Annotated in this window: 16 protein-coding genes; 11 read left to right on the top strand and 5 right to left on the bottom strand. The window is 41.2% G+C overall.

Going from position 1 to position 24,174, the window contains the following annotated elements; all coding sequences use genetic code 11:
* Window positions 1-6 precede the first annotated feature (6 nt).
* From T7867_RS09040 to T7867_RS09030, 3 genes are read right to left on the bottom strand one after another with little or no spacing between them, the layout of a single operon-like run.
* Window positions 7-1,899 carry a LysM peptidoglycan-binding domain-containing protein gene (locus tag T7867_RS09040; protein WP_157717735.1) on the bottom strand — a complete coding sequence of 631 codons (1,893 nt, stop codon included), beginning with the start codon at window positions 1,897-1,899 and terminating at the stop codon, window positions 7-9.
* Window positions 1,896-2,540, bottom strand: a complete 645-nt coding sequence (locus tag T7867_RS09035) for an O-methyltransferase (RefSeq protein ID WP_068225194.1) — start codon at window positions 2,538-2,540, stop codon at window positions 1,896-1,898. The genes T7867_RS09040 and T7867_RS09035 overlap by 4 nt, the downstream gene beginning before the upstream one ends.
* Window positions 2,540-3,775 (bottom strand): M16 family metallopeptidase, encoded by a 1,236-nt coding sequence (locus T7867_RS09030; protein WP_068225193.1) that lies wholly within the window; start codon window positions 3,773-3,775, stop codon window positions 2,540-2,542. The genes T7867_RS09035 and T7867_RS09030 overlap by 1 nt, the downstream gene beginning before the upstream one ends.
* 196 nt (window positions 3,776-3,971) lie before the next feature.
* Between T7867_RS09030 and T7867_RS09025 the strand changes: the two genes are divergently transcribed.
* Window positions 3,972-4,973 (top strand): glycosyltransferase family 9 protein, encoded by a 1,002-nt coding sequence (locus tag T7867_RS09025; RefSeq protein ID WP_068225191.1) that lies wholly within the window; start codon window positions 3,972-3,974, stop codon window positions 4,971-4,973.
* Here the strand turns inward: T7867_RS09025 and T7867_RS09020 are convergent.
* Window positions 4,959-6,074, bottom strand: coding sequence for a BF3164 family lipoprotein (locus T7867_RS09020; protein ID WP_068225189.1), 1,116 nt, complete (start codon window positions 6,072-6,074; stop codon window positions 4,959-4,961). The two genes, T7867_RS09025 and T7867_RS09020, sit on opposite strands and share 15 nt — an antisense overlap.
* 161 nt (window positions 6,075-6,235) lie before the next feature.
* Between T7867_RS09020 and T7867_RS09015 the strand changes: the two genes are divergently transcribed.
* The 10 genes from T7867_RS09015 to T7867_RS08970 all read left to right on the top strand — a co-directional run bounded on the left by T7867_RS09015 (window position 6,236) and on the right by T7867_RS08970 (window position 23,204).
* A complete protein-coding gene (locus tag T7867_RS09015; RefSeq protein ID WP_068225294.1) occupies window positions 6,236-7,525 on the top strand; it encodes an aminopeptidase P family protein in 1,290 nt (429 codons plus the stop codon).
* 2 nt (window positions 7,526-7,527) lie between these two features.
* Window positions 7,528-7,962 carry a GNAT family N-acetyltransferase gene (locus T7867_RS09010; protein ID WP_273514252.1) on the top strand — a complete coding sequence of 145 codons (435 nt, stop codon included), beginning with the start codon at window positions 7,528-7,530 and terminating at the stop codon, window positions 7,960-7,962.
* Window positions 7,959-8,372: a RidA family protein gene (locus T7867_RS09005; RefSeq protein ID WP_068225184.1), complete on the top strand. Its 414-nt coding sequence runs from the start codon at window positions 7,959-7,961 to the stop codon at window positions 8,370-8,372. The genes T7867_RS09010 and T7867_RS09005 overlap by 4 nt, the downstream gene beginning before the upstream one ends.
* A 45-nt stretch (window positions 8,373-8,417) precedes the next feature.
* Window positions 8,418-8,756 (top strand): VOC family protein, encoded by a 339-nt coding sequence (locus tag T7867_RS09000; protein ID WP_273514253.1) that lies wholly within the window; start codon window positions 8,418-8,420, stop codon window positions 8,754-8,756.
* A gap of 152 nt (window positions 8,757-8,908) precedes the next feature.
* Window positions 8,909-9,454: a mechanosensitive ion channel family protein gene (locus T7867_RS08995; RefSeq protein WP_273277429.1), complete on the top strand. Its 546-nt coding sequence runs from the start codon at window positions 8,909-8,911 to the stop codon at window positions 9,452-9,454.
* A gap of 25 nt (window positions 9,455-9,479) precedes the next feature.
* Window positions 9,480-9,761, top strand: a complete 282-nt coding sequence (locus T7867_RS08990; protein ID WP_068225178.1) for a hypothetical protein — start codon at window positions 9,480-9,482, stop codon at window positions 9,759-9,761.
* Between the two features lie 255 nt (window positions 9,762-10,016).
* The gene (locus T7867_RS08985; protein ID WP_322300099.1) at window positions 10,017-14,330 is read left to right on the top strand and encodes a collagen-binding domain-containing protein; all 4,314 of its coding nucleotides are present in this window, start codon (window positions 10,017-10,019) and stop codon (window positions 14,328-14,330) included.
* A 152-nt stretch (window positions 14,331-14,482) separates the two neighbouring features.
* Window positions 14,483-21,544 (top strand): HYR domain-containing protein, encoded by a 7,062-nt coding sequence (locus T7867_RS08980; protein ID WP_322300098.1) that lies wholly within the window; start codon window positions 14,483-14,485, stop codon window positions 21,542-21,544.
* A gap of 88 nt (window positions 21,545-21,632) precedes the next feature.
* Entirely contained in the window at window positions 21,633-22,007 is a 375-nt protein-coding gene (locus T7867_RS08975; protein WP_068218368.1) for a co-chaperone GroES, read from the top strand.
* A 93-nt stretch (window positions 22,008-22,100) separates the two neighbouring features.
* Complete coding sequence (locus T7867_RS08970; protein ID WP_068218365.1) at window positions 22,101-23,204, top strand: fatty acid desaturase family protein; 1,104 nt, start codon at window positions 22,101-22,103, stop codon at window positions 23,202-23,204.
* Here the strand turns inward: T7867_RS08970 and hemB are convergent.
* Window positions 23,201-24,169 (bottom strand): porphobilinogen synthase, encoded by a 969-nt coding sequence (gene hemB / locus T7867_RS08965; protein WP_068218363.1) that lies wholly within the window; start codon window positions 24,167-24,169, stop codon window positions 23,201-23,203. The genes T7867_RS08970 and hemB overlap by 4 nt on opposite strands.
* Between the last annotated feature and the right edge of the window lie 5 nt (window positions 24,170-24,174).

Genomic DNA, 24,174 nt, shown 5'->3' with positions numbered 1-24,174 from the left:
TTAAATCTAATTTGGTTTACGAATAATCAACTTTTCGCCCAAAGACAGGGTGTTATCTGCCTTGTTGTTCCACATCTTTAAGTCTTCGACTTCAACGCCATATTTTCTAGATATTGCCCACATAGTTTCCCCTTTTTGAACTTCGTGAGTTATTACCTCATTTTTGGGTTCAGCCGTTTTAAATCGAGTTTTCGGCACCATTAATTTGAGCTCTTGCCCTATCTGAAGGCCATTGGTTACTTGTAGGTTATTCCACTCCAATATTTCATCTATTTCTACTCCGTACTCTTTAGAAACAGCAAAGAAGGTTTCTTGATACTTCACCTTATGAGTGATTACCGTATCGGTGGCTGTATTTTCCAATCGCCTTAGTGGAGTTGGCTCAATAAAGACTTCGTTGTCATCCTTTAAAGGAACCTCTACAGTTCGAGGTCTTTCAACCCGTTGCTCTATGGTTTTCTCTGGCTCAACTGAAACTTGCTGAGATGCCGCTTGAGTAGTTTGAGGCTGAAGCACATTGCTATACTCTACAGGAATATCTTTTGGGCGAATAAATCTTAACCAGAGCACCCTCCCCACCTTCAGTTGCTCGCTGTCTCTCATGCGGTTTTTGTGCATCAGCTTTTTCTGCTTAATACCGTAATCTTGTGAAATGGACCAAAGAGTTTCCCCTGGCTGAACAATGTGATAATGCACCTTACCCTTGTTCTTTTTATTCTTGAGGTAGTAGTACTTATCTGCACGAACATTTCCTCTTTCACCAATGTCGTTGAACTTCCTAAGGCGTTTTATTTTCACCCCTGTTCTTCGAGAAAGGGTTTGTAGACTTTCGTTTTGTTTTGCACGAATTGCCGGAATACCGTTCAACTCAATTTGCCCTGGCTCATACGCCATGTTTGTATTACCTTTTATTCTAGGAAAAGCGCCCACATTGCCAGCAATTGGCCTGAAGCGCATGGATCTTTCGTTTGATTGACCGCTTGAAGTGTTGGAGCTACTGGTAGTTTTAGATGAGCCCGAAGAAGAAGTAGAAGTTCCAGAAGATTTAGGTTTATCTCCTGAAGAAGCAACCACCGGACTATGGTTTCTCTTCGGGTCAGGGTAAAAAACCATATAAGACTTATCGTCAGGAATTTTCGACTGATTCAGCCACTTGTTATAGTCTTTGAGCTCTTCATAATTGGTGTTAGTAGCTGAACTTACCTGACGAAGGGTCTTTCCCCTTCCTTCATAATTATGTAAACTAAAATCGTCTCGGTATTTACCACTGCCCACATAATCTTGGAAAGCCAGATAATGCGCCAAAAACTTCTTCACATACCAGTGTGTCTTCCCGTTGATGGTCATTGACTTGGCGCCATACAATTTATCATCAACCGACCTCTGCGTACCGGTTAGCCCTTGCAAGTAAGATTGAAGAGAAAGCACCCAGTTATCGAACACGAAATTGCTCCTTTTGAAGTATTTGGTTGCTCCAATGGTTGCGGTTATAATGTGCTTTCGTTCATCTACCACATTATCTACACGAAGCCCGAGTTCTTGAGCTGAAGCCTTTTTAAACTGCCAAAAGCCTACGGCATTGGAAGTAGAGACTGCGTCTGAAATAAACTGACTCTCCTGAATAGGTAGGTATTTAAAATCTTCTGGAATACCCTCTTGCTTTAGCACTTGCTCAACATAAGGCATATATAGCCTTGAGCGATCTACAAGTATTTGAAAGTGATATTGGCTGCGGGTAAGCAGGTCTAGTGTTTCCTCAATTTCTTTACGGGCATCTGCTGTAATCTTCAGCTTAACGCCAGCAAACTCCATTTCATTGGGGACAGTGATTGGGGCTTGCGCTAGTAAGCGTAACGAAGCCAGCAGGAGAATGAGTAGTGCGGTGAATGTCTTTCTCACTGTTTTCTTCTTACCACCATGAGGCCATCTCTGATGGGTAATAAAACGTTCTCAACTCTGTCATCTTCTTCCATGGAACGATTGTAGTCGAGAATTGCTTGCGTATCGGTATCAATTTTCTTTTCGGTTTGAACCACCTTACCACTCCACAATACATTATCGGCAATGATAAAGCCTCCTATCCGAACCTTTTCAATGACTAAGTTAAAGTAATTCAGATAATTTTTCTTATCCGCATCTATGAAAACTAAATCGAAAGGCCCCTCAATATCAGGGATTAAGTCCATGGCATTGCCAATTCGGTAATCGATCTGATCTGACAGACCGGCTTCTTCGAAATAGCCTCTTACCATTTCTTCAATTTCCTCATTCTTGTCTAGAGTAATGAGCTTTCCACCCTCGGCAAGCCCTTCAGCCAAGCAGATAGCAGAGTAACCTGTGTATGTTCCAATCTCGAGAATTCGGCTAGGCTTCATCATGTGAGAAACCATAGATAACACTCGCCCCTGCAAATGACCAGAAAGCATTCTTGGCATGAGTACCTTCTGATGTGTTTCTCTATCTAGTTTAGAAAGCAGCTCCGATTCTTTTCCAGAGTGTTCTTCAACGTACTTTTGAATATCTTCAGGAATAAACTCCATTAGTTCTGTGGTAAAAAGGTGAGGTAACTTAATCGCTGTGCATCGAACATTTCATTGGCAATATCCATTAAATCGGAACTACTAACTTTTCGGATTCTATCGAAAACATCTTCAAGACTATCTACTCTATTTAAGTCTAGAATGCTTTTACCTAACATGAGCATCAGGCTCGCATTATTCTCTTCTGCCATGGCCAATTGACCTACCAACTGCTCTTTGGCTTTGTGCAACTGCATGACACCAAGCGGTTTTTCCTTCAGCATTTTGAGCTCTCTAGCTATGATTCTGTGGCTACGCTCTACTTGGCTTTGCTCTGTACCGAAGTAAATGGCAAAGAGACCTGTATCTGCAAATGGGTGGTAACTGGCTTCTACATTATACACAAAACCATACTTCTCGCGTAAGGCCAAGTTCAACCTAGAATTCATGCCTGGGCCTCCAAGAATATTGATCAACATAAAAAGCGGGAGTCTCTTTTTGCTGGTCAATGGGTAGCCCGTTGCTCCAATAGCACAATGCGCTTGAGAGATATTTCTTCTTATAATTTCCTTTTCAGGAGTGTATTCAGCAAAGGGTTTTCTAATTCTGGCAGCTTCAATTTTTGGTATCTCACCAAAATGCTTTTCGGCCAAGCGCTGTACTTTCTTGAAAGACACATTACCCACACAAGAGAAAATAACGCGCTCTGTATTAAGGTTGGCTTTTAAAAACCCTTGAAAATCTGCTCTATGGAAAGACCTAACACTTTCTGGTGTTCCAAGAATGTTCTGGCCTAGAGGGTGATCTTTGAAAATGACTCGATCGAACTCATCTTGAATAGCATCTTCAGGATTATCGTGGTAGAGAGACATCTCTTCTAGAATTACCCCGCGCTCATTTTCAATCTGCTTTTCTGGAAAAATGGAATCGAACGTAATGTCTTTCAATAACTCGAAGGCGCTTTCCATGTGCTTATCCAATGCCGATGCATAGAAGCATATTTTCTCTTTGGTGGTATAGGCATTCAGCTCCCCGCCAACAGAGTCTAGTTTATTGAGAATGTGAAAAGCCTTTCTCTTCTTAGTTCCTTTAAAAGCCATGTGCTCCCAAAAGTGAGCAATTCCAGCCTGCTCTTCTGACTCGTCTCGGCTACCGATATCCAAAATAAATCCGCAATGCACAATTTTAGTACTTGGAACCTCTTTATGAATTACTCTAATGCCGTTGGGTAATGAAATAAGATTGTAATCGACCATCGCCTTCCTTCGAACGGGCAAAGTTAAGGCTTTATTGAGCAGAATAAGAACACTTTACATGTAAGATATCTTCCCCTTCCTCCTACTGTCATTCCCGTCCCGATAGCTATCGGGAGGAATCTCCATATCAAACGGACAGATTCGCATTTGTATTAGAATGACGATGTAAACTGATTCCTATATCTTTGCTGGCCCTATGACTAAGCCCTTTCAGAAAATACTGGTTATTCAAACCGCTTTTATTGGTGATGTAATTTTAGCCACTGGAGTTTTAGAAAAACTTCATCAGTATTATCCGCAAGCTCAACTCGACTTTTTGGTTAGAAAGGGGAACGAAGGCTTGGTAAAAAACCATCCTTTCTTGAACCAAACACTGGTCTGGGACAAGAAAGCAGGCAAGTATAAAAACCTACTGAAGTTGCTGAAAGCCATTCGCTCTGAACAGTATGATTTAGTAGTAAACATTCAGCGCTTTGCCAATTCTGGCTTTCTTACCGCTTTCTCAAGGGCTAAAATCAAAGTAGGGTTTGACAAGAACCCATTCAGCTGGGCTTTCAATAAAAAAGTACTTCATCTGATCAATAATAGAAGCCACGAGATAGAACGCAATCATAATCTAATAGCTGAGTTTACCGATGAGCATCCGGCAAAGCCAAAGCTTTATCCATCTGCAGAAGATTTTGATAAAGCAAGGAAACTAAAAACAGATCAGTTTATCTGTTTTGCTCCTGCATCTGTTTGGTTTACTAAACAATACCCAAAGGAAAAGTGGATTGAGTTTTTGGCAGAAACCAAGTTCGATGGTCTCATTTATGCGCTTGGCGCACCAACAGACAAGGCTCTTTGCGATGAAATTATAGAAAAAAGTGGCAACTCGAATGCTCATAACCTTTGCGGAAAACTTAGCCTTTTGGAATCTGCAGCCTTAATGCACGATGCCCAAATGAACTACGTGAATGACAGCGCTCCAATGCATTTAGCCAGTGCCATGAACGCTCCGACCGCTGCGATTTTCTGTTCTACTATTCCAGAATTTGGCTTTGGACCGCTTTCGGATGATTCAAGAGTTATTCAAATTCAAAAACCTTTGGCCTGTAGGCCTTGCGGATTACATGGTAAAAAGGCTTGCCCAAAAGGGCACTTTAAGTGTGGGCTTGAGATTGAGAAAAACCAACTTCTAAAACTAGTCGATTACTGATTTCAGGTTGTAGCGTACTACTTCAATTTTATTGAGTTGTTCAACTATTGAATATAGGTAGCGCCCCTCTTGGTCTACAGAAATAATCTTAGTGTCATACTCCAAAAGCAACCTATCCACTATTTCTCCCTCCCAGTTTAGAACAACTACTTTTTTAGAAAAATCCTTATCATCACCATGGCCCTCAAAGTTCTTTCCAGAATACAGAGCATAGATATATTCATCATTGGCCGTCACATCTAAAAATCCTTCCTTATTCTGAGATGAATAAGCCACACCGTAGGTTCTGCTCTTCTCTTTAATTTCAGATAAGTCTTTAAACTGTCCCATTCCTAAATGATGTGAAGCCACTAACTCAGGTTCTGGCTGATTGAATGATATGATATCCCAGTTTGGCATATTCATGGTAAAAACACCAAGCCTATTATCACTGAAATTTCTAACCGTGAATGCTTGATAAGCCATTCCAAAAGCTTCTGTTCTAAGTTCGGACTGTTCGTCTTGAAAAGGATATTTGAAATACCCTCTCGGATTTTGTCCCTCTCGATCAAAAACCACTATCCGATTTGGAGAACTAAGACTTAATGAAACAAACTCACCTTGATTGTTCCTCTCCGTTCTATTCAACCCGAACACATCAAGTTCAGCTATTTCTTTCGTAAGGTATCCTTGTTCCTTCAATGCAGAGTCAATATCGAACTCATAATAACTTCGCCCCATATCCTTGGCAATAAACCCGACCCTGTGTTCCTTTTGAGAAGCTATTGTTGATCTTAAAACTCCAGCAAACTCTCCAGGACCACCACCTTGCTTAATGAAGCCACCAAGGTATTCTAACGATTTAACATTGTAGACCTCAAAATAATTTGGCTGAGCAAAAGGCTTACAAATAACCAGCTTGTCTCCAACAACCAACAGGTTAAACGCCATCATTAAATGCTCTTCAGAAATATCCAGAGCCTCAGCATTAAGCAACCTACCTTCTACTTCAAGAGCTTCTAAAGATATTTCGATTTTAACTTCCCTTTGGCCTCTAGTACATGAGAGGGATGTCAGCGCAATAAGGACGCATAGAGTTTTGATCAAATTGGATGAGTTCATGCATATCTATTGACGTTTCAAATTAGTCAATCTAGACCACAACTAAAAAAATCGTTAACCGATGAATGAATGAAGAATTTAGTTCTTAGTTGAGTCTCATCACACTTCCCTTTAATTTCTCATTGTTTCCTGTTTACTTCGCTACAAACGAAAATGAGCTTATGAGATACGAACACATCGGTAAAGACCTTTTCATTAAAAACAGGGAAAAACTGAAAGCCAGACTAAAGCCAAACTCGGCTGTAATTGTCTGCTCTAACGATATTATGCCAACTAATGCAGATGGCACCATGGCATTCAGACAGAATAGCAACATGCTTTATCTTTCAGGTATTGATCAGGAAGAATCTACCCTAATCATAGCCCCCGACTTCCCAGACGATAGATTTAAGGAGGTGCTTTTCCTTCGTGAAACCAATGAACATATTGCGGTGTGGGAAGGCCACAAGTACACCGAAGAAGAAGCCCAAGAAACTTCAGGTGTTCAGACCATTCTTTGGAACGATAAATTTGAGCTAACCCTCAAGACTATCTTGGCTGAATGTGAGCATATTTACCTTTATCACAATGAGCACATCAGAAATTCAACAGAAGTAGAAACTCGCAGCGACCGCTTCAGTAAATGGATCCGAAATACTTATCCTAATTATGAGTATGAGCGTCTCGCACCTGAAATTTATGACCTGCGGACAGTTAAGGAGCCTAGGGAAATTGAGTTGATGCAAGAGGCTTGTAACATAACTGAAAAAGCCTTCAGAAGAGTTCTGAAATTCACTAAACCTGGCACTTGGGAATACGAAGTTGAGGCAGAATTCTTACATGAATTCATCAGAAATAAATCTAAAGGCTTTGCTTACACCCCAATTATAGCTGGTGGCGGTAATGCTTGCGTACTTCATTACATCGAAAACAAAGCTCAGTTGAAAGATGGTGATTTAATGCTTCTTGATGTTGGGGCCGAATACGCCAACTACAATGCAGACATGACCCGTACCATTCCGGTTAATGGCCGATTCACCAAAAGACAAAGAGAAGTTTACGATGCGGTTTTAAGAGTGAAAAACGAGGCAAATGCCATTCTCACTCCAGGAAATAGTATTCCTGAATACCATAAAGAGGTTGGTAAAATTATGACTAGCGAATTAATAGGGCTTGGTTTATTAGATCAAACAGATGTTAAGAACGAAGACCCTAACTGGCCTGCCTACAAGAAGTACTTTATGCACGGAACTTCACACCACATAGGGCTAGATGTTCACGATGTTGCCAGTATTTACACCGAATTCAAACCAGGCATGGTGTTCACCATTGAACCAGGCATTTACATTCCTAATGAAGGGATTGGTATTCGTTTGGAAGATGACATCCAAATTACTGAAGACGGTCACTTCAACCTGATGAGGAACATACCTATTGAGGCTGAGGAGATTGAAGAAATCATGAATTCATAAAAATGGAAATTCTCGAGGGTAGTTTTTCTGAAGCTTTGGAAGTTCTAAGAGGACTACCCGAGTTTGACCCATTGCTTTCTACCGATCATTATGTGGAAAGAATGGCCAATAAACCGAAGCTCATCGCCATAGCATGGGTAGAAGAAAAACCTGTGGGCTGCAAAATAGCCTACGATAGGTTTGAAGATGGCACCCTATACAGTTGGCTGGGCGGGGTAATTCCAAAATATAGAAAAATGGGTCTGGCTAAGAAATTGGCAGACTTTCAAGAAAAGTGGGCACTGGAAAATGGTTTCAGTGCCATTCGCTTTAAAACCTTGAACCGACACAAGGCTATGCTCACTTTTGCCATCAATAATGGTTTTCAGATATACAGTGTAAAACCGAAAGACGAGATAGAAAACTATCGTATTGAACTTATAAAGGATTTGAAATGAGTGAAGCATTTAACAGCAATGAAGCCCCAGAACCAGTTGGACTCTATCCACACTCTAGAAAAGTAGGCAATCTGCTTTTCCTTTCCGGGGTAGGGCCAAGAGAAAAAGGCACAAAGAAAATCCCTGGCGTTGAGCTTTCTGAAAACGGAGAAATCATCTCCTACGACATTGCCGAACAATGCCACTCAGTTTTCAAGAATGTCCGACTAATTCTTGAAGCCTCTGGCAGTAGCTGGGATAAACTGATAGATGTAACCGTTTTTCTTACCAATATGAAAGACGACTTCCCCACCTACAATAAAATCTATGCTGAATATTTCAAAGACAATCAACCCTGTAGAACCACAGTCGAAATCAGCTCTCTACCAACTCCCATTGCCATTGAATTGAAGTGTATAGCCACAATTTAAAATAGCTATTAACTATATTCATGATGTCACTTTCAACTACCCATCATGAACTTAGGCCAAAACTACCTCGCTTTAGCGGTAAAAGACATTTCCGCTTCTCTTGCTTATTATCAAAAATTAGGATTCGAACCAGTACCCGATTGTGGGGGAATTGACCAAAAATGGTTGATGCTTAAAAATGGAGAAACCCAGATTGGTCTGTTTCAAGATATGTTCCCTGAAAATGTCATCACCTTCAACCCTCCTAATGTCAGGTCCATTCAAAAATCGCTAAAAGTAGAAGATATTCAAATTGATAATGAATGTGATGAAACCAGTACTGGCCCAGCATGCATCATGCTGAAAGATCCCGATGGCAATCAAATCTTGATGGATCAGCACTAGCAATTGGGTCTCCAACATCAGGACTCATTTCCCACTTCGGGAATAGTTTTACGCATTTCAAATATTTTTTTCTGCTGTTGGTAGGGTCAAATAGGTAAAACACGTAGTTGGTATAAGGATTGGGGTTCAACACCCAAATCAATCTAACAACTATGGGTCAGTTGATAAGAAAAACTAAACAAACACTCTACCCTGCTTTCAACATGATAAGCGGGTTACTCATCCGTGTTTTCAACCCAATTAAAAAAGGAGACTTTATAGAAATAAACGGTCAAGTTGGCTCAGTAGAACACACTGGCTACAAAAAAACTATTTTAAAAAATATGGATGGCGAACCAGTTGAAATAGCCAACACACTAATCTATACTGGTGAACTTCACAACCTCAGTCATAAGAACATTGTCAACCTAGATGTTAATGTTTCTATTGAGATTTCTAACAATATGAGTTTAGTGAAGCAATTCATTAGAGACTATCTAGACAGGAATAATAGCTTATTAAAAACTCCAGCTCCACGTGTTTTTGCGAAACGCATTAAGGATAAACATGTGGTGTTAGGTATTAAAGCTTGGTGCACTATAGAGAAATATTTGGAGGCTGATGCTGAAACGGAGTTTTCATTGAAAGAATACTTAGCAAGCAAAGGCATAAGCCTAGAAACAGAAAAAACACCACAAAGAAATTTACTGACAGCCTAGTAAGGTAGGCTTAATACATTTTTTAATGCAACTAACTGAAACTCCGACTATAAAAACCTTCCCCGCTCATTTGAGTACAGGTGGCATTGTTCCGGGTTTTCAGACAGACGATAAGCACAAAGCATTCATCACGGACTTGATTGGTTTTGGGAATGGTTTGTCAGGTACTCACAAGATGTGCATTGATGTAGGTACAACTAGTGAGGTAAATGGCAATCTTATATGGAGAGCCGCTAAGCTTAAGGAATTAGGATCCAACACTTGTAAGCAAAAGGTTACAAAACTGACCAACTGTTTGGAGCTCTAATTTTACAACTCCTCGCTAGGTCAAGCCTGCTTAACCTTCTTGATTACCAGTGTCTTCTGAGAAATTAAACAACGTATAAATGTGTGTGAAATACATATTTATGTATATTTGTATGCCTTTCACAGAAATCCTATCACCTAAACCTAGTTTCTAGAATCACACGTAAATGTGGTCTTTAACAAGGTGTAGTCTTAATCTTAGACAAGTATTAGGTGAATCCAAGCTAACTACATCTTTGACCAAAACACGAGAGTGATGAAACAACCTATTGGTGGGTTTAAGAGACACCTACTAATTTTTGCTATTGCATGTCTTTGCACATTGCCTATACTGAGCATTCAAGCTCAAGCACAGTCTGCCAATTGTGACCTATTTGGCCCCGGAGCTAGTGCGTCTATTGCTAATCCATTCGATCCAGCATTGGGTTTCAACGTCTTCGTAAAGAATGACCTGAAGCTAAAAAACAATGAAACCGAAGGGGCTGTGGCGCTTGGCGGAAACCTCATAATTGATGGAAGCTACCAAGTATCTGTTAACAGCAAAGGCAGTTTCAAAGTTGGCGGGGTGCCAGTTACACTAGTAGTTGGCGGAATGGTTGACTACAGAAGCGGCAACTCTCTGCAGGTGAACAACAATGGCTATGTTAAAATTGGCAATCCCAACGGATCAAAAGCATGGTATACAGACCAGAACGGGGCTTACTCTCCAATCAGAATCACTAAAGACAATAACTATAACAGCACACCGAGGCTTCATTTACAAGCCAATGCTCAACAGCTTGGTGTAAGTGCGCAAAACAATCCCATCTTTGAGGCAAACCTTATAGACTTCAATGCTGCCTTCGCTCAGTTTGAAGCCAGTTCTCATACCATTAGTCAAATGGCAAACAATGCTAACTTGACTAACCCAAATGGCAACCCAATTAGTAACGTAAACCTTCCCAATCAAGTCAAAATTAACCTTCAGACGGGAGTTAATGTACTTAATGTTACAGGAACCGATTTAAATAAAGTATCAGTTTTCACTTACAATAACCAACCAAGTGCCAACAGAATATTAATTGTAAATGTAGATGCACCAGGTACATTTAACTGGAACGTATTTAATACGGGAGGTATAGGTGAACATGTGGCACCATATATTCTCTTCAACTTTCCTAACACCACAACGCTAAAAATCCAAGGTAACGGTTCTATCATTGGCTCACTATTAGCACCTAAGGCCCACATTAATAAAGCGAGCCATAATAATATTGCTGGGCAGATTGTAGGGCAGTCTATGGAGCAAGCTTCAGGCGAAAACCACTGGTTTGGTTTTGCAGGAAGCATTGGCTCTCAAACAGGTGGCGGACTGCCTAATGGAAGTACCGTAACTAGAGAGTTAGACGATTGCTCATACATCATAGATGGTAATGAATTTACCCCTGTTGCATCAGCTTCTTGTACCTCAGCTCCCACATATGTGCTTTCTGGTGCTACAACCGGAAGTGGAACGAATCTCTCTGGAGTTGCTCTAAATCCTGGCACCACCACCATCACTTGGACTGCAGGAACATCAACCTACACCGTCAATGTTGAAATTGAAGACAACATTGTTCCTACCGTTATCGGGAAAGACATTACGGTGTATCTAGATGAAAATGGAGAAGTCAATGTATCTCCAGAAGATGTTAACAACGGTTCTTCCGATAATTGTGACTTAACGCTATCATTAGACAAGCTAACCTTCAGTTGTGCCGATTTAGGGTCAAACACTGTTACTCTTACTGGCAGCGATGAGGCTGGAAATTCTGCGACAACCACACTCACCATCACAGTAGAAGACAACATTGCACCTACTGTGGCTACTAAGAACATCACCAAAATGGTGAATAGTGCAACGCCTGTTACCATCACCCCTCAAGATGTGTTAGTGCTGAACTGTGGTTCTACGGGTATTTCAATGCCTCAGCCTGTTCCTGGAATGGGCGATGAAGAGGTAGCATTTGAAGCCAACTGTACTTCTGATAACTGTACCATTGTTTCTTATTCTTTGTCTAAAACATCTTTCACTTGTAATGATGCAGGACAAAACGTAGTAACAGTCACTGTTACTGATCAAAGTGGAAATGCCACTACCGCTACAGCAATTGTTACTGTTGTAGACAACACGCTGCCTACGGCAAGAACTAAAACAGCTAATATCTACTTAGATGCCAATGGCAATGCTACCCTTACTCCTCAAATGGTTGACAACGGGTCTAGTGATGCTTGTGGCAACGTTACCCTTGAAGTATCTAAAACAAGCTTCGACTGCTCTAACATTGGAGCTAACACAGTAACACTTATCGTTAAAGATGCTTCTGGTAACACGGCTACCAAAACAGCTACTGTAAATGTAATTGACAACCTAGCACCTGCCATTCAAACCCAGAACATCTTGGTTTACCTAGATGAAAACGGAAAGGCTAAAATCCACAATAAAGACGTACTATATGTTTGTGAAGGTACTGTTATTGAAACTGGTAACTCTGGCGGTTCTGGTGGACTCGGTGGAGGCCTTGGAGGTGGACTCAGCGGTGGACTTACTGGTGGGCTTACCGGTGGCCTTGGTGGAGGACTCGGTGGAAACATTGGCGGAGGTACCGATGTACCTTACAGCACAATTACTGTTACAAGCGATGTATCTCAGTTTACTTCTTGCACCAAAGACAACTGCAAAATCACTTCTGTAGCAACATCTAAAACTTTATTCGATTGCTCCAACATTGGTGATAATACCGTAACGGTAACTGTAAAAGATGCTAGAGGAAACTCTGCCTCTGCTACTGCTATTGTCACTGTGGTAGATAACAGAGCCCCCGCTGTAACTGTCCAAGATGTAAACCTTAACCTTGATGCCAATGGCAATGCTACCCTGACTGTAGCTCAAGCAGAGGTTTCTAGCTCTGACAACTGTACCATCGCTTCTAAAGTACTGAGCAAAACCTCCTTCAATTGTGATGACTTAGGCGACAATGAGGTGACTCTTACCGTTACTGACGCTAACGGTAATGCTACTACCAAAACCTTCAACGTATCTATTACTGATACTACCGCTCCAACTGTCATTGCACAAGACTACACTGTCGCACTCGATGCAAACGGTAATGCTTCTATTTCAGTACAAGACATTGACAATGGTTCTTACGACAACTGCTCATTGACGCTTTCTTTGGACAAACTGACTTTTGATTGTTCTAATGTGGGTGACAACACGGTTACACTTTCTGGTGTAGATGCTAGTGGCAACGCTGCTACCGCTACTGCTACCGTGACCGTAGTAGATGATATTCTACCAACTTTTACTGCTTCTGATTTCACTGGCTATTTAGATGAAGAGGGAGAGCTAACAATTTCTGAACAACAAATTGTAGATCAGCTTTCTGACAACTGCGGAATTGCTTCTGTCAACATCAGTCAAACAGAATTCTCTTGTGGTAATTTAGGAGACAACTCCGTTACCATTACAGTAACAGACAACAGTGGCAATACTGTTAGTGAAACTGTCACCATCACAGTAGAAGACAACATTGCACCTACTGTGGTTACTAAGAACATCACCAAAATGGTGAATAGTGCAACGCCTGTTACCATCACCCCTCAAGATGTGCTGGTGCTGAACTGTGGTTCTACGGGTATTTCAATGCCTCAGCCTGTTCCTGGAATGGGCGATGAAGAGGTAGCATTTGAAGCCAACTGTACTTCTGATAACTGTACCATTGTTTCTTATTCTTTGTCTAAAACATCTTTCACTTGTAATGATGCAGGACAAAACGTAGTAACAGTCACTGTTACTGATCAAAGTGGAAATGCCACTACCGCTACAGCAATTGTTACTGTTGTAGACAACACGCTGCCTACGGCAAGAACTAAAACAGCTAATATCTACTTAGATGCCAATGGCAATGCTACCCTTACTCCTCAAATGGTTGACAACGGGTCTAGTGATGCTTGTGGCAACGTTACCCTTGAAGTATCTAAAACAAGCTTCGACTGCTCTAACATTGGAGCTAACACAGTAACACTTATCGTTAAAGATGCTTCTGGTAACACAGCTACCAAAACAGCTACTGTAAATGTAATTGACAACCTAGCACCTGCCATTCAAACCCAGAACATCTTGGTTTACCTAGATGAAAACGGAAAGGCTAAAATCCACAATAAAGACGTACTATATGTTTGTGAAGGTACTGTCATTGAAACTGGAGACTCTGGAGGTTCTGGTGGACTCGGTGGAGGCCTTGGAGGTGGACTCAGCGGTGGACTTACTGGTGGGCTTACCGGTGGCCTTGGTGGAGGACTCGGTGGAAACATTGGCGGAGGTACCGATGTACCTTACAGCACAATTACTGTTACAAGCGATGTATCTCAGTTTACTTCTTGCACCAAAGACAACTGCAAAATCACTTCTGTAGCAACATCTAAAACTTTATTCGATTGCTCCAACATTGGTGATAATACCGTAACGGTAACTGTAAAAGATGCTAGAGGAAACTCTGCCTCTGCTACTGCTATTGTCACTGTGGTAGATAACAGAGCCCCGCTGTAACTGTCCAAGATGTAAACCTTAACCTTGATGCCAATGGCAATGCTACCCTGACTGTAGCTCAAGCAGAGGTTTCTAGCTCTGACAACTGTACCATCGCTTCTAAAGTACTGAGCAAAACCTCCTTCAATTGTGATGACTTAGGCGACAATGAGGTGACTCTTACCGTTACTGACGCTAACGGTAATGCTACTACCAAAACCTTCAACGTATCTATTACTGATACTACCGCTCCAACTGTCATTGCACAAGACTACACTGTCGCACTCGATGCAAACGGTAATGCTTCTATTTCAGTACAAGACATTGACAATGGTTCTTACGACAACTGCTCATTGACGCTTTCTTTGGACAAACTGACTTTTGATTGTTCTAATGTGGGTGACAACACGGTTACACTTTCTGGTGTAGATGCTAGTGGCAACGCTGCTACCGCTACTGCTACCGTGACCGTAGTAGATGATATTCTACCAACTTTTACTGCTTCTGATTTCACTGGCTATTTAGATGAAGAGGGAGAGCTAACAATTTCTGAACAACAAATTGTAGATCAGCTTTCTGACAACTGCGGAATTGCTTCTGTCAACATCAGTCAAACAGAATTCTCTTGTGGTAATTTAGGAGACAACTCCGTTACCATTACAGTAACAGACAACAGTGGCAATACTGTTAGTGAAACTGTCACCATCACAGTAGAAGACAACATTGCACCTACTGTGGTTACTAAGAACATCACCAAAATGGTGAATAGTGCAACGCCTGTTACCATCACCCCTCAAGATGTGCTGGTGCTGAACTGTGGTTCTACGGGTATTTCAATGCCTCAGCCTGTTCCTGGAATGGGTGATGAAGAGATAGCCTTTGAAGCCAACTGTACTTCTGATAACTGTACCATTGTTTCTTATTCTTTGTCTAAAACATCTTTTACTTGTAACGATGCAGGGCAAAACGTAGTAACAGTCACTGTTACTGACCAAAGTGGAAACGCCACTACCGCTACGGCAATTGTTACCGTTGTAGACAACACGCTGCCTACAGCAAGAACTAAAACAGCTAATATCTACTTAGATGCCAATGGCAATGCTACCCTTACTCCTCAAATGGTTGACAACGGGTCTAGCGATGCTTGTGGCAACGTTACCCTTGAAGTATCTAAAACAAGCTTCGACTGTTCTAACATTGGAGCTAACACAGTAACACTTATTGTTAAAGATGCTTCTGGTAACACAGCTACCAAAACAGCTACTGTAAATGTAATTGACAACCTAGCACCTGCCATTCAAACCCAGAACATCTTGGTTTACCTAGATGAAAACGGAAAGGCTAAAATCCACAATAAAGACGTACTATATGTTTGTGAAGGTACTGTCATTGAAACTGGAGACTCTGGAGGTTCTGGTGGACTCGGTGGAGGCCTTGGAGGTGGACTCAGCGGTGGGTTAAGTGGTGGGCTTACCGGTGGCCTTGGTGGAGGACTCGGTGGAAACATTGGCGGAGGTACCGATGTACCTTACAGCACAATTACTGTTACAAGCGATGTATCTCAGTTTACTTCTTGCACCAAAGACAACTGCAAAATCACTTCTGTAGCAACATCTAAAACTTTATTCGATTGCTCTAACATTGGTGATAATACTGTAACGGTAACAGTAAAAGATGCTAGAGGAAACTCTGCCTCTGCTACTGCTATTGTCACTGTGGTAGATAACAGAGCTCCCGCTGTAACTGTCCAAGATGTAAACCTTAACCTTGATGCCAATGGCAATGCTACCCTGACTGTAGCTCAAGCAGAGGTTTCTAGCTCTGACAACTGTTCCATCGCTTCTAAAGTACTGAGCAAAACCTCTTTCAATTGTGATGACTTAGGCGACAATGATGTGACCCTTACCGTTACTGACATCAACGGTAATGCTACTACCAAAACCTTCAACGTATCTATTACTGATACTACCGCTCCAACTGTCATTGCACAAGACTACACTGTCGCACTCGATGCAAACGGTAATGCTTCTATTTCAGTACAAGACATTGACAATGGTTCTTACGACAACTGCTCATTGACGCTTTCTTTGGACAAACTGACTTTTGATTGTTCTAATGTGGGTGACAACACGGTTACACTTTCTGGTGTAGATGCTAGTGGCAACGCTGCTACCGCTACTGCTACCGTGACCGTAGTAGATAACATCGCTCCTTCAGCTATCGGTCAAGACATTACGGTTTCATTGAATCAAAACGGTCAGGCTTCTATCACTGCTGAACAGATCAACAATGGTTCTACTGACAATTGCGGTACTCCACAAGTAGAGATTAACATCAACTCCTTCGACTGCTCGAATATTGGTGATAACATCGTCACGCTAACAGCAACTGATGGATCTGGAAACACTTCAACCACTACTGTAACTGTTACCGTGGTAGACAACATTGCTCCAGTAATTATCGCTCAAAACACTACTATTACGCTAGATACCAACGGTAATGCATCTATCTCAGTGCAAGACATTGACAACGGCTCTTACGACAACTGCTCGTTGACCCTTTCTTTGGACAAACTGACTTTTGATTGTTCTAATGTGGGTGACAATACGGTTACACTTTCTGGTGTAGATGCTAGTGGTAACTCTGCTACCGCTACCGCAACAGTGACTGTGGTGGATGATTCAGCGCCAGAAGTAACTATCAATAGCATTACAGCTTCGCTCGATGAAAACGGTCAAGCTACTATCTCTGCTTCCGACCTTGTAGATAATGCCATCAGCGTTTGTGAAGTAGAAGCTTTTGAAGGTGGAAACAACCATGCAGTCTGGCTAAGCAAATACACTGCGAGCAACAGCAATGTAAACTTCCAGTTCGATAATAATGGTGGTGAATTAGTTCAGTTCCCTGACGGTACTGCCACAGTGAGAGGTCGAATTGTTAATCCTAATGATGCCAATGATGCTTGGAGCGTAGAACTTAATTTGACCGACCGAAAAGATTGGGATCAGTGGTCTGCTTTAGGTAGAAGCTGGAAAGGAAACGCAAACAAAGTACAGGACAACTATAAAGATTGGTCGTACTACTTAATGGATGCTGCTAATCCTTCTCAACTTCTTGGAGAAGGAAGCAATGCTGGCCAAACTATTTCTATTACACACATGCCGGCTAACTACCGTTATGGATTCCAAGTTGGCCAAGCCGCTAATGATAAGAATAGAAACTTCGGAATGTCTGGTTGGTTCTTCTACACCAACAGACAGGGCAAAAGTGTTCAGGGTGACTTCAATCTTGACATTAGTACTTGTAGAACTACTACTGGCTTAAGCGCTTGCGACCCTTATGACATTACAGTAAGTCAATCGGAGTTTGATTGCGCTAACATTGGTCAGAATACTGTAACTGTAACCGTTGCTGATATTCATGGCAATACCAATACTCAGACGACAGCAGTAACCATTGTAGATGAAGTTGCTCCAGCTGTTATTGCTCAAGACTACACTGTTTCGCTAGATGCCAATGGTAACGCCTCTATCTCAGTACAAGACATTGACAACGGTTCTTACGACAACTGCTCGTTGACTCTTTCTTTGGACAAACTGACTTTTGATTGTTCTAACATTGGTGAAAACACGGTTACACTTTCTGGTGTAGATGCCAGTGGCAACTCTGCTACCGCTACTGCTACCGTCACTGTGATTGATGATATTGCTCCAAGCGTACAGGTTCAGAATTTAGACCTTACCTTAGATGCTTCAGGTAACGCTACAATTACCGTAAGTGAGGTTGAAGTCTCTAGCTCAGATAATTGCGGCATAGATACAAAGGTTCTTAGTAAAACTTCTTTCGATTGTTCTGACCTTGGCGACAATCAGGTAACACTTACTGTAACCGATATTAATGGAAATATCACTACGGAATCGTTTAGTATTTTCATTTCCGATCATACCGCTCCAACTGTCATTGCACAAGACTACACTGTCTCGCTAGATGCAAACGGCAACGCTTCTATCTCAGTGCAAGACATTGACAACGGTTCTTACGACAACTGCTCGTTGACCCTTTCTTTGGACAAACTGACTTTTGATTGCTCTAATGTGGGTGACAATACGGTTACACTTTCTGGTGTAGATGCTGGTGGCAACTCTGCTACCGCTACTGCTACAGTGACTGTTGTGGATGATATTGCTCCTTCAGCTATTGGTCAAGACATTACGGTTTCATTGAATCAAAACGGTCAGGCTTCTATCACTGCTGAACAGATCAACAATGGTTCTACTGACAATTGCGGTACTCCACAAGTAGAGATTGACATCAACTCCTTCGACTGCTCGAATATTGGTGATAACATCGTCACGCTAACAGCAACTGATGGATCTGGAAACACTTCAACCACTACTGTGACTGTTACCGTGGTAGACAACATTGCTCCAGTAATTTCGGATGTACCTGAGGATATTATGTATCAAATTACTGATAACAATTGTAGTGCATCAATTACTTGGAATGCCCCTACTTCCATCGACAACTGCGAGGTTACTCTTACAAGTTCTCATCAATCAGGAGCAACTTTCCCAGTTGGAACTACCCAAGTAACATACACTGCAACAGATGCAGCAGGTAACCAAACCACATCTACCTTTGATGTGACAGTTATAGCATCACCTGTAACCATTACACTAGAGGCTTTTGTCTACAATCAAACTGAGGGGTATAACATTTCTTGCAATGGTGCTTCAGATGGAGAAATAACGGCAGTCGTTGAGGGAGGCTGTGGAGCTCTCACCTATGAATGGAATGTTAGTGCCTCTGGTTTAAGTCTTTACAATGTATCGGCTGGCACTTACACATTAACAGTTACTGATGAAACAGGAGTCTCAACCTCTGAAAGCATAACTCTAACAGAGCCTTCACCATTAAACATCGAATCAGCCATTACTCCTGAATACCCAGGCGGTGACGGTTCGGAAGAACATACCATTTACCTTGGTTATGGAGAACAAACGGTCACACTTTCAGCTAATGCTACTGGTGGTGCTGGAGATTATAGCTACTCTTGGACTCCAGAAGAGGAAATTGCGTGCTCTTCTTTCAACTCTGTAGTAGTAGCGCCACAAATAACTACCACGTATGAAGTTTTAGTAACCGATGCTGCGGGCTGCTCAACAAGTAAAACCTTCACTGTTTATGTAATTGATGTAAGATGTGAAGACACCCCTGGTGGAGGAAATAATGACGGTGGAGATAACGGCAATGGCAATGATGCCCCTTGTCAATGCGAGGGTAAAATGAAGAACTTCTCAGTTGTTTACAACGGGTTCTCAGGTGCAACTGTAAAAGCCTACAGAAAGAACAAGTCGGATAAAATAGAATCGTACTACAATGTGCAGAATGGTGATATTTTAAAGGTAGAAGGCTTCGACCATAAAGGAAGACTTGACTCCAAAACATACTTAAAGATTGGTAACGCCTACTACAAAGTACATACCTCGTGTTCAGAAGACATTCTTGGTAAAACTATAGGTCCGTTTACGGTAATAGAATATACTGACGGTGAAGGAAGTACTTGTTCTGTGGACGACTCTAATGATGATGGCAATCCATCTCACGGTGATGACGATGACGATGATGACAAAGGCAGAAATCATGATGACGATGACGATGATAAACACAAATCAGATGATGATGACGATGATAAGAATAAATCAGACTCAGACGATGATGACGATAAAAAGAAGAATAAACATAACAGTTCCAATGAAATAAAAGGTTACGGCTCTAACTATGGCTCACGCTACTTGTACTCCTCAAACCATTATGGTGGGAATGATGATGACGATGATGATAACAGCTCAGGCTCTAATAACACCGGAAACAATGATTGCCAGTGTGAAGGCAGAATGGAAAACTTCACTGTAATTTACAACGGTCAATCCGGAGCTACCATCAAAGCGTATAACAAGAAGATGAACAAAAAAATTGCTGAGTTCAGCAATGTTCAAAATGGTGACCAACTAATCATCACAGGGTTCGATAAGCATGACAGACTAGAGTCTAAAACTTTCTTAAAAATCAACGGCTTTGCTTATGAAATTCATACCTCATGTTCAATCAATATTCTTGGTCAAAGTTATGGGCCTTTCAAAGTCATAGCCTATACAGATGGAGAAGGAAGTAGCTGCTCATTAATTACCTCAGACCCATCAATACCAGCAGAAGAGTCATCTTGCACTGCCGTAGAAGCCGATGGTGGTGGACATGCAATGTGGCTAGATGATTATACTTACAATGGCTATAGCGCTAAATTTAACTTCGATAATAACAGTGGGAAACTATCATATAACTCCGATGGATCTATCACTTTAACCGGTTTGCTTAAAAACGTTCAAAATATGAATGATAAGTGGGAGATCAGCTTTAGACTAGAGGGTGGTCATTCTTGGACTGAATGGTCAGGCTTAGGTAGAGGTTATAAAGATGAAAAGAACTTAGCAGGCGATAAGTATGAGGACTGGACCTACTATACCTTAAATTCAAATAGTAAACTGAAAGGGAAAGGAAGTAATCATGGAAAAGTTGTAAGCGTATACCATATGCCAACTAATTATTTCTACGGATTCCAACTGGGTGAAGCAGCAAATAATAAAAATAGCAACTATGGTCTCTCAGGATGGTTCTACTATAAAAACTATTGCGGACAATGGGAGAAAGCTGATATCAATATTGATCTTGAAGACTGTGACTCGAACCCTCCTGGTGAACCTAACGACTGTATCATAGATACTGTAGAGTGGAACGGGAATATAACAGTATGCTATAATGGTGTAGAGTTGTGTGTTTCTCAACAAGAAGCTGAATCCTTAATTGCGAGTGGCGCAACTTTAGGAAGTTGCTCCGTAACAACTACAAGCAATAGTTTAACTAACGGAGAAGCAAACACTCAGGAATTAGAATCCACAACAGACAATGATGAACTCAAAATCCATGTGAGTGCTTACCCTAACCCAACCAGAGACTTCACTAATATTACTTTTGAGGTGAAAGAAGCTGGGCCAGTAAAGGTTGGCATATATACTTCTCAAGGAGTAAGGGTTGGCGACTTGTTTGAAGATGTTGCTGAGGCCAACAAAACCTACAACATAGAGTTCGATGGTTCAAGCCTCTTAGACGGCATATACCTCATCAGAGTTAACACTGCAGATGTGGTTAAAACCAAAAAGCTGATGATAAAAAGGTAATCTCTTTTACTAACAACATTGAAAAGGCTGGCAGTGACCAGCCTTTTTCATTTGGGTTTTAGTTTATATTTGCACCATATTTTGAATTATGGAACTAACAGCAGAGAATAGACTGAGAAAGCTTATAGTGGTAGGAGATCGACTGCTTATTCGTCCTAAGAAGCAACCTGATAAAACAGACAGCGGACTTTATCTTCCTCCTGGGGTTCAAGAGAAAGAAAAGGTACAGACTGGTTTTGTGATAAAAGTTGGCCCTGGCTACCCTATCCCAATGGCCACTGACGAAGATGAACCTTGGAAAGAAAATGATGAAAAAATCAAGTATGTACCGTTACAAGCTCAAGAAGGAGATCTTGCTATTTTCCTTCAGAAAGGAGCTGTAGAAGTGGTATATCAAGGTGAAAAGTTATTTATTGTTCCTCAATCTTCAGTATTAATGCTGGAGCGTGAGCAAGATTTATAACATAGACGGTATTTGGCCGTTCAAGTAAAAACCTGAAGCAAAAATTCTTAAGTAAGCTTCAAACTGGTAAATTGCAAATAGAATACCTAAAGAATGCAACATAAAACAGTACGTTTCTCAAAAACTAATCAGGCAGAGTTTATCGCTGACTTGAGAAAGCAAGTGAAAGCTTATTTTGAGACTAATAATATTTCAACCTATGGCAATTGGAAAATGGTACTTAAAACCATTTTCATGTTTGCACTTTATTTTGTGCCTTACCTTTTAATGCTTACCGGTGTAATTACCAATATCTGGGTAGTGCTTTTAATGTGGGCACTTATGGGCTTAGGGAAAAGCGGAATTGGCCTTTCTGTAATGCACGATGCTAACCATGGCGCATACTCAAAAAACAGACATGTAAATAAATACCTCAGCTATGTAATGAACATGATTGGGGCAAACAGTTACATCTGGAAAATTCAGCACAATGTTCTTCATCATACTTTCACCAATATAGATGGTATGGACGAAGACATTGATCCAGGAAAGTTAATGAGATTATCACCTCATGCACCTAAGCTTAAAGCGCACAAGCATCAGCATATTTATGGTTGGTTTCTATATGGTATGATGACCTTTCTTTGGTTAACCACTAAAGACTTCAAACAATTAGTTCGCTATAAGAAAATGGGCTTAATGAAAAGCCAGAAAAGATCTTTTGGTGGTGTACTTACTGAAGCCATTATTTCTAAAGTATTATACTACGCCTATGCATTAGTTCTACCACTGATCTTTATCCAAGCTCCTTGGTACATCATTTTAATAGGATTCTTTATAATGCATTTTATTACCGGGCTAGCTCTTGGAATGATTTTCCAGCCTGCGCACGTAATGCCAACTTCTGAATATCCTATTCCTGATGATACTGGTAGTGTTGAGAACAACTGGGCTGTACATCAGCTTTTCACTACCACCAACTTTGCTCCTAATAGCAAGTTATTTTCTTGGTTTGTGGGTGGTCTCAACTATCAGATTGAGCACCATTTATTCCCAAACATTTGCCACGTACATTACAAGAAAATCTCGAAGATTGTACAGGCAAAAGCCACTGAGTATGGCTTACCATACAACTGTCAGAAAACCTTTATGGCTGCTGTTTATCAACACGGAAGAATGTTGAAGCAACTAGGAAGAGGAGATCAATTCGCTGTTTAAGAATTGAGTTTTGCAAACTCCTTAGCGTGGTAGGTCAGAATAATATCTGCACCTGCCCTTTTTATGCTTAACAACGTTTCTTGCATTACTCTTTCGTAATCTAACCAGCCTTTGGCTCCAGCAGCCTTAAGCATAGAGTATTCTCCTGAAACATTATAGGCAGCAATCGGAAGACTGTAATTATCTTTCAATAACCTGATCACGTCCAAGTAAGCTAGCGCTGGTTTCACCATCATAAAATCAGCTCCCTCATTCATATCTAAATCGGCTTCAATTAGAGCCTCTCTCCTATTGGCAGGGTTCATCTGGTAGGTTTTCTTATCCCCACTTTTAGGCGCTGAGTCTAATGCATCTCTGAAAGGTCCATAAAAAGCACTCGCATACTTAGCGGTGTAAGACATAATTGAAACATCTGTATATCCATTGTCATCCAGCATTTCGCGGATGTATCCAACTCGTCCGTCCATCATATCAGAAGGACCAATAATATCGATACCACAAGCTGCTTGAGATAGGGCTTGCTTTCCTAAAACCTCAAGAGTTTCATCATTTAAGATTTTACCATCTTTAACGATTCCGTCATGCCCATCAGAACTGTATGGATCCAAGGCCACGTCTGTCATAATTGCTGCTTCCGGAAACTCCTGCTTAATTTTTCTAAGCGCCTTTTGGTAGAAGAAATCATCATCAAAGCTCTTAGTAGCAGTTTTATCTTTATAGTGTTCAGGAACTACAGGAAAGACATCAAAAGATTTAATTCCGAGTTTCAAGCACTCTTCAATCTCTTTGAGCATTTGATCAATACCCAAGCGACAAATTCCAGGCATAGAATCAACCTCCACCTTATCTGAAGCACCTTCCAACAAGAATAATGGAAAAATAAAGTCATCGGTTGTGACCTTCGTTTCCTCAATTATTGATCTAATGGCTTCTGACTTTCTATTTCTTCTCGGACGAATGTTCATAGCTG

Origin of the sequence: Roseivirga spongicola (genome assembly GCF_034376045.1) — a bacterium.
Taxonomy (GTDB): domain Bacteria; phylum Bacteroidota; class Bacteroidia; order Cytophagales; family Cyclobacteriaceae; genus Roseivirga; species Roseivirga spongicola.
This window is presented reverse-complemented; position numbering and strand designations above follow the sequence as displayed.

What these genes read in the sequence shown, in the direction of transcription:
- T7867_RS09035 (WP_068225194.1), bottom strand. Translation starts at nt 2,540, where the DNA reads ATGGAGTTTATTCCTGAAGATATTCAAAAGTACGTTGAAGAACACTCT.
- T7867_RS09030 (WP_068225193.1), bottom strand. Translation starts at nt 3,775, where the DNA reads ATGGTCGATTACAATCTTATTTCATTACCCAACGGCATTAGAGTAATT.
- T7867_RS09025 (WP_068225191.1), top strand. Translation starts at nt 3,972, where the DNA reads ATGACTAAGCCCTTTCAGAAAATACTGGTTATTCAAACCGCTTTTATT.
- T7867_RS09020 (WP_068225189.1), bottom strand. Translation starts at nt 6,074, where the DNA reads ATGAACTCATCCAATTTGATCAAAACTCTATGCGTCCTTATTGCGCTG.
- T7867_RS09015 (WP_068225294.1), top strand. Translation starts at nt 6,236, where the DNA reads ATGAGATACGAACACATCGGTAAAGACCTTTTCATTAAAAACAGGGAA.
- T7867_RS09010 (WP_273514252.1), top strand. Translation starts at nt 7,528, where the DNA reads ATGGAAATTCTCGAGGGTAGTTTTTCTGAAGCTTTGGAAGTTCTAAGA.
- T7867_RS09005 (WP_068225184.1), top strand. Translation starts at nt 7,959, where the DNA reads ATGAGTGAAGCATTTAACAGCAATGAAGCCCCAGAACCAGTTGGACTC.
- T7867_RS09000 (WP_273514253.1), top strand. Translation starts at nt 8,418, where the DNA reads ATGAACTTAGGCCAAAACTACCTCGCTTTAGCGGTAAAAGACATTTCC.
- T7867_RS08995 (WP_273277429.1), top strand. Translation starts at nt 8,909, where the DNA reads ATGGGTCAGTTGATAAGAAAAACTAAACAAACACTCTACCCTGCTTTC.
- T7867_RS08990 (WP_068225178.1), top strand. Translation starts at nt 9,480, where the DNA reads ATGCAACTAACTGAAACTCCGACTATAAAAACCTTCCCCGCTCATTTG.
- T7867_RS08985 (WP_322300099.1), top strand. Translation starts at nt 10,017, where the DNA reads ATGAAACAACCTATTGGTGGGTTTAAGAGACACCTACTAATTTTTGCT.
- T7867_RS08975 (WP_068218368.1), top strand. Translation starts at nt 21,633, where the DNA reads ATGGAACTAACAGCAGAGAATAGACTGAGAAAGCTTATAGTGGTAGGA.
- T7867_RS08970 (WP_068218365.1), top strand. Translation starts at nt 22,101, where the DNA reads ATGCAACATAAAACAGTACGTTTCTCAAAAACTAATCAGGCAGAGTTT.
- hemB (WP_068218363.1), bottom strand. Translation starts at nt 24,169, where the DNA reads ATGAACATTCGTCCGAGAAGAAATAGAAAGTCAGAAGCCATTAGATCA.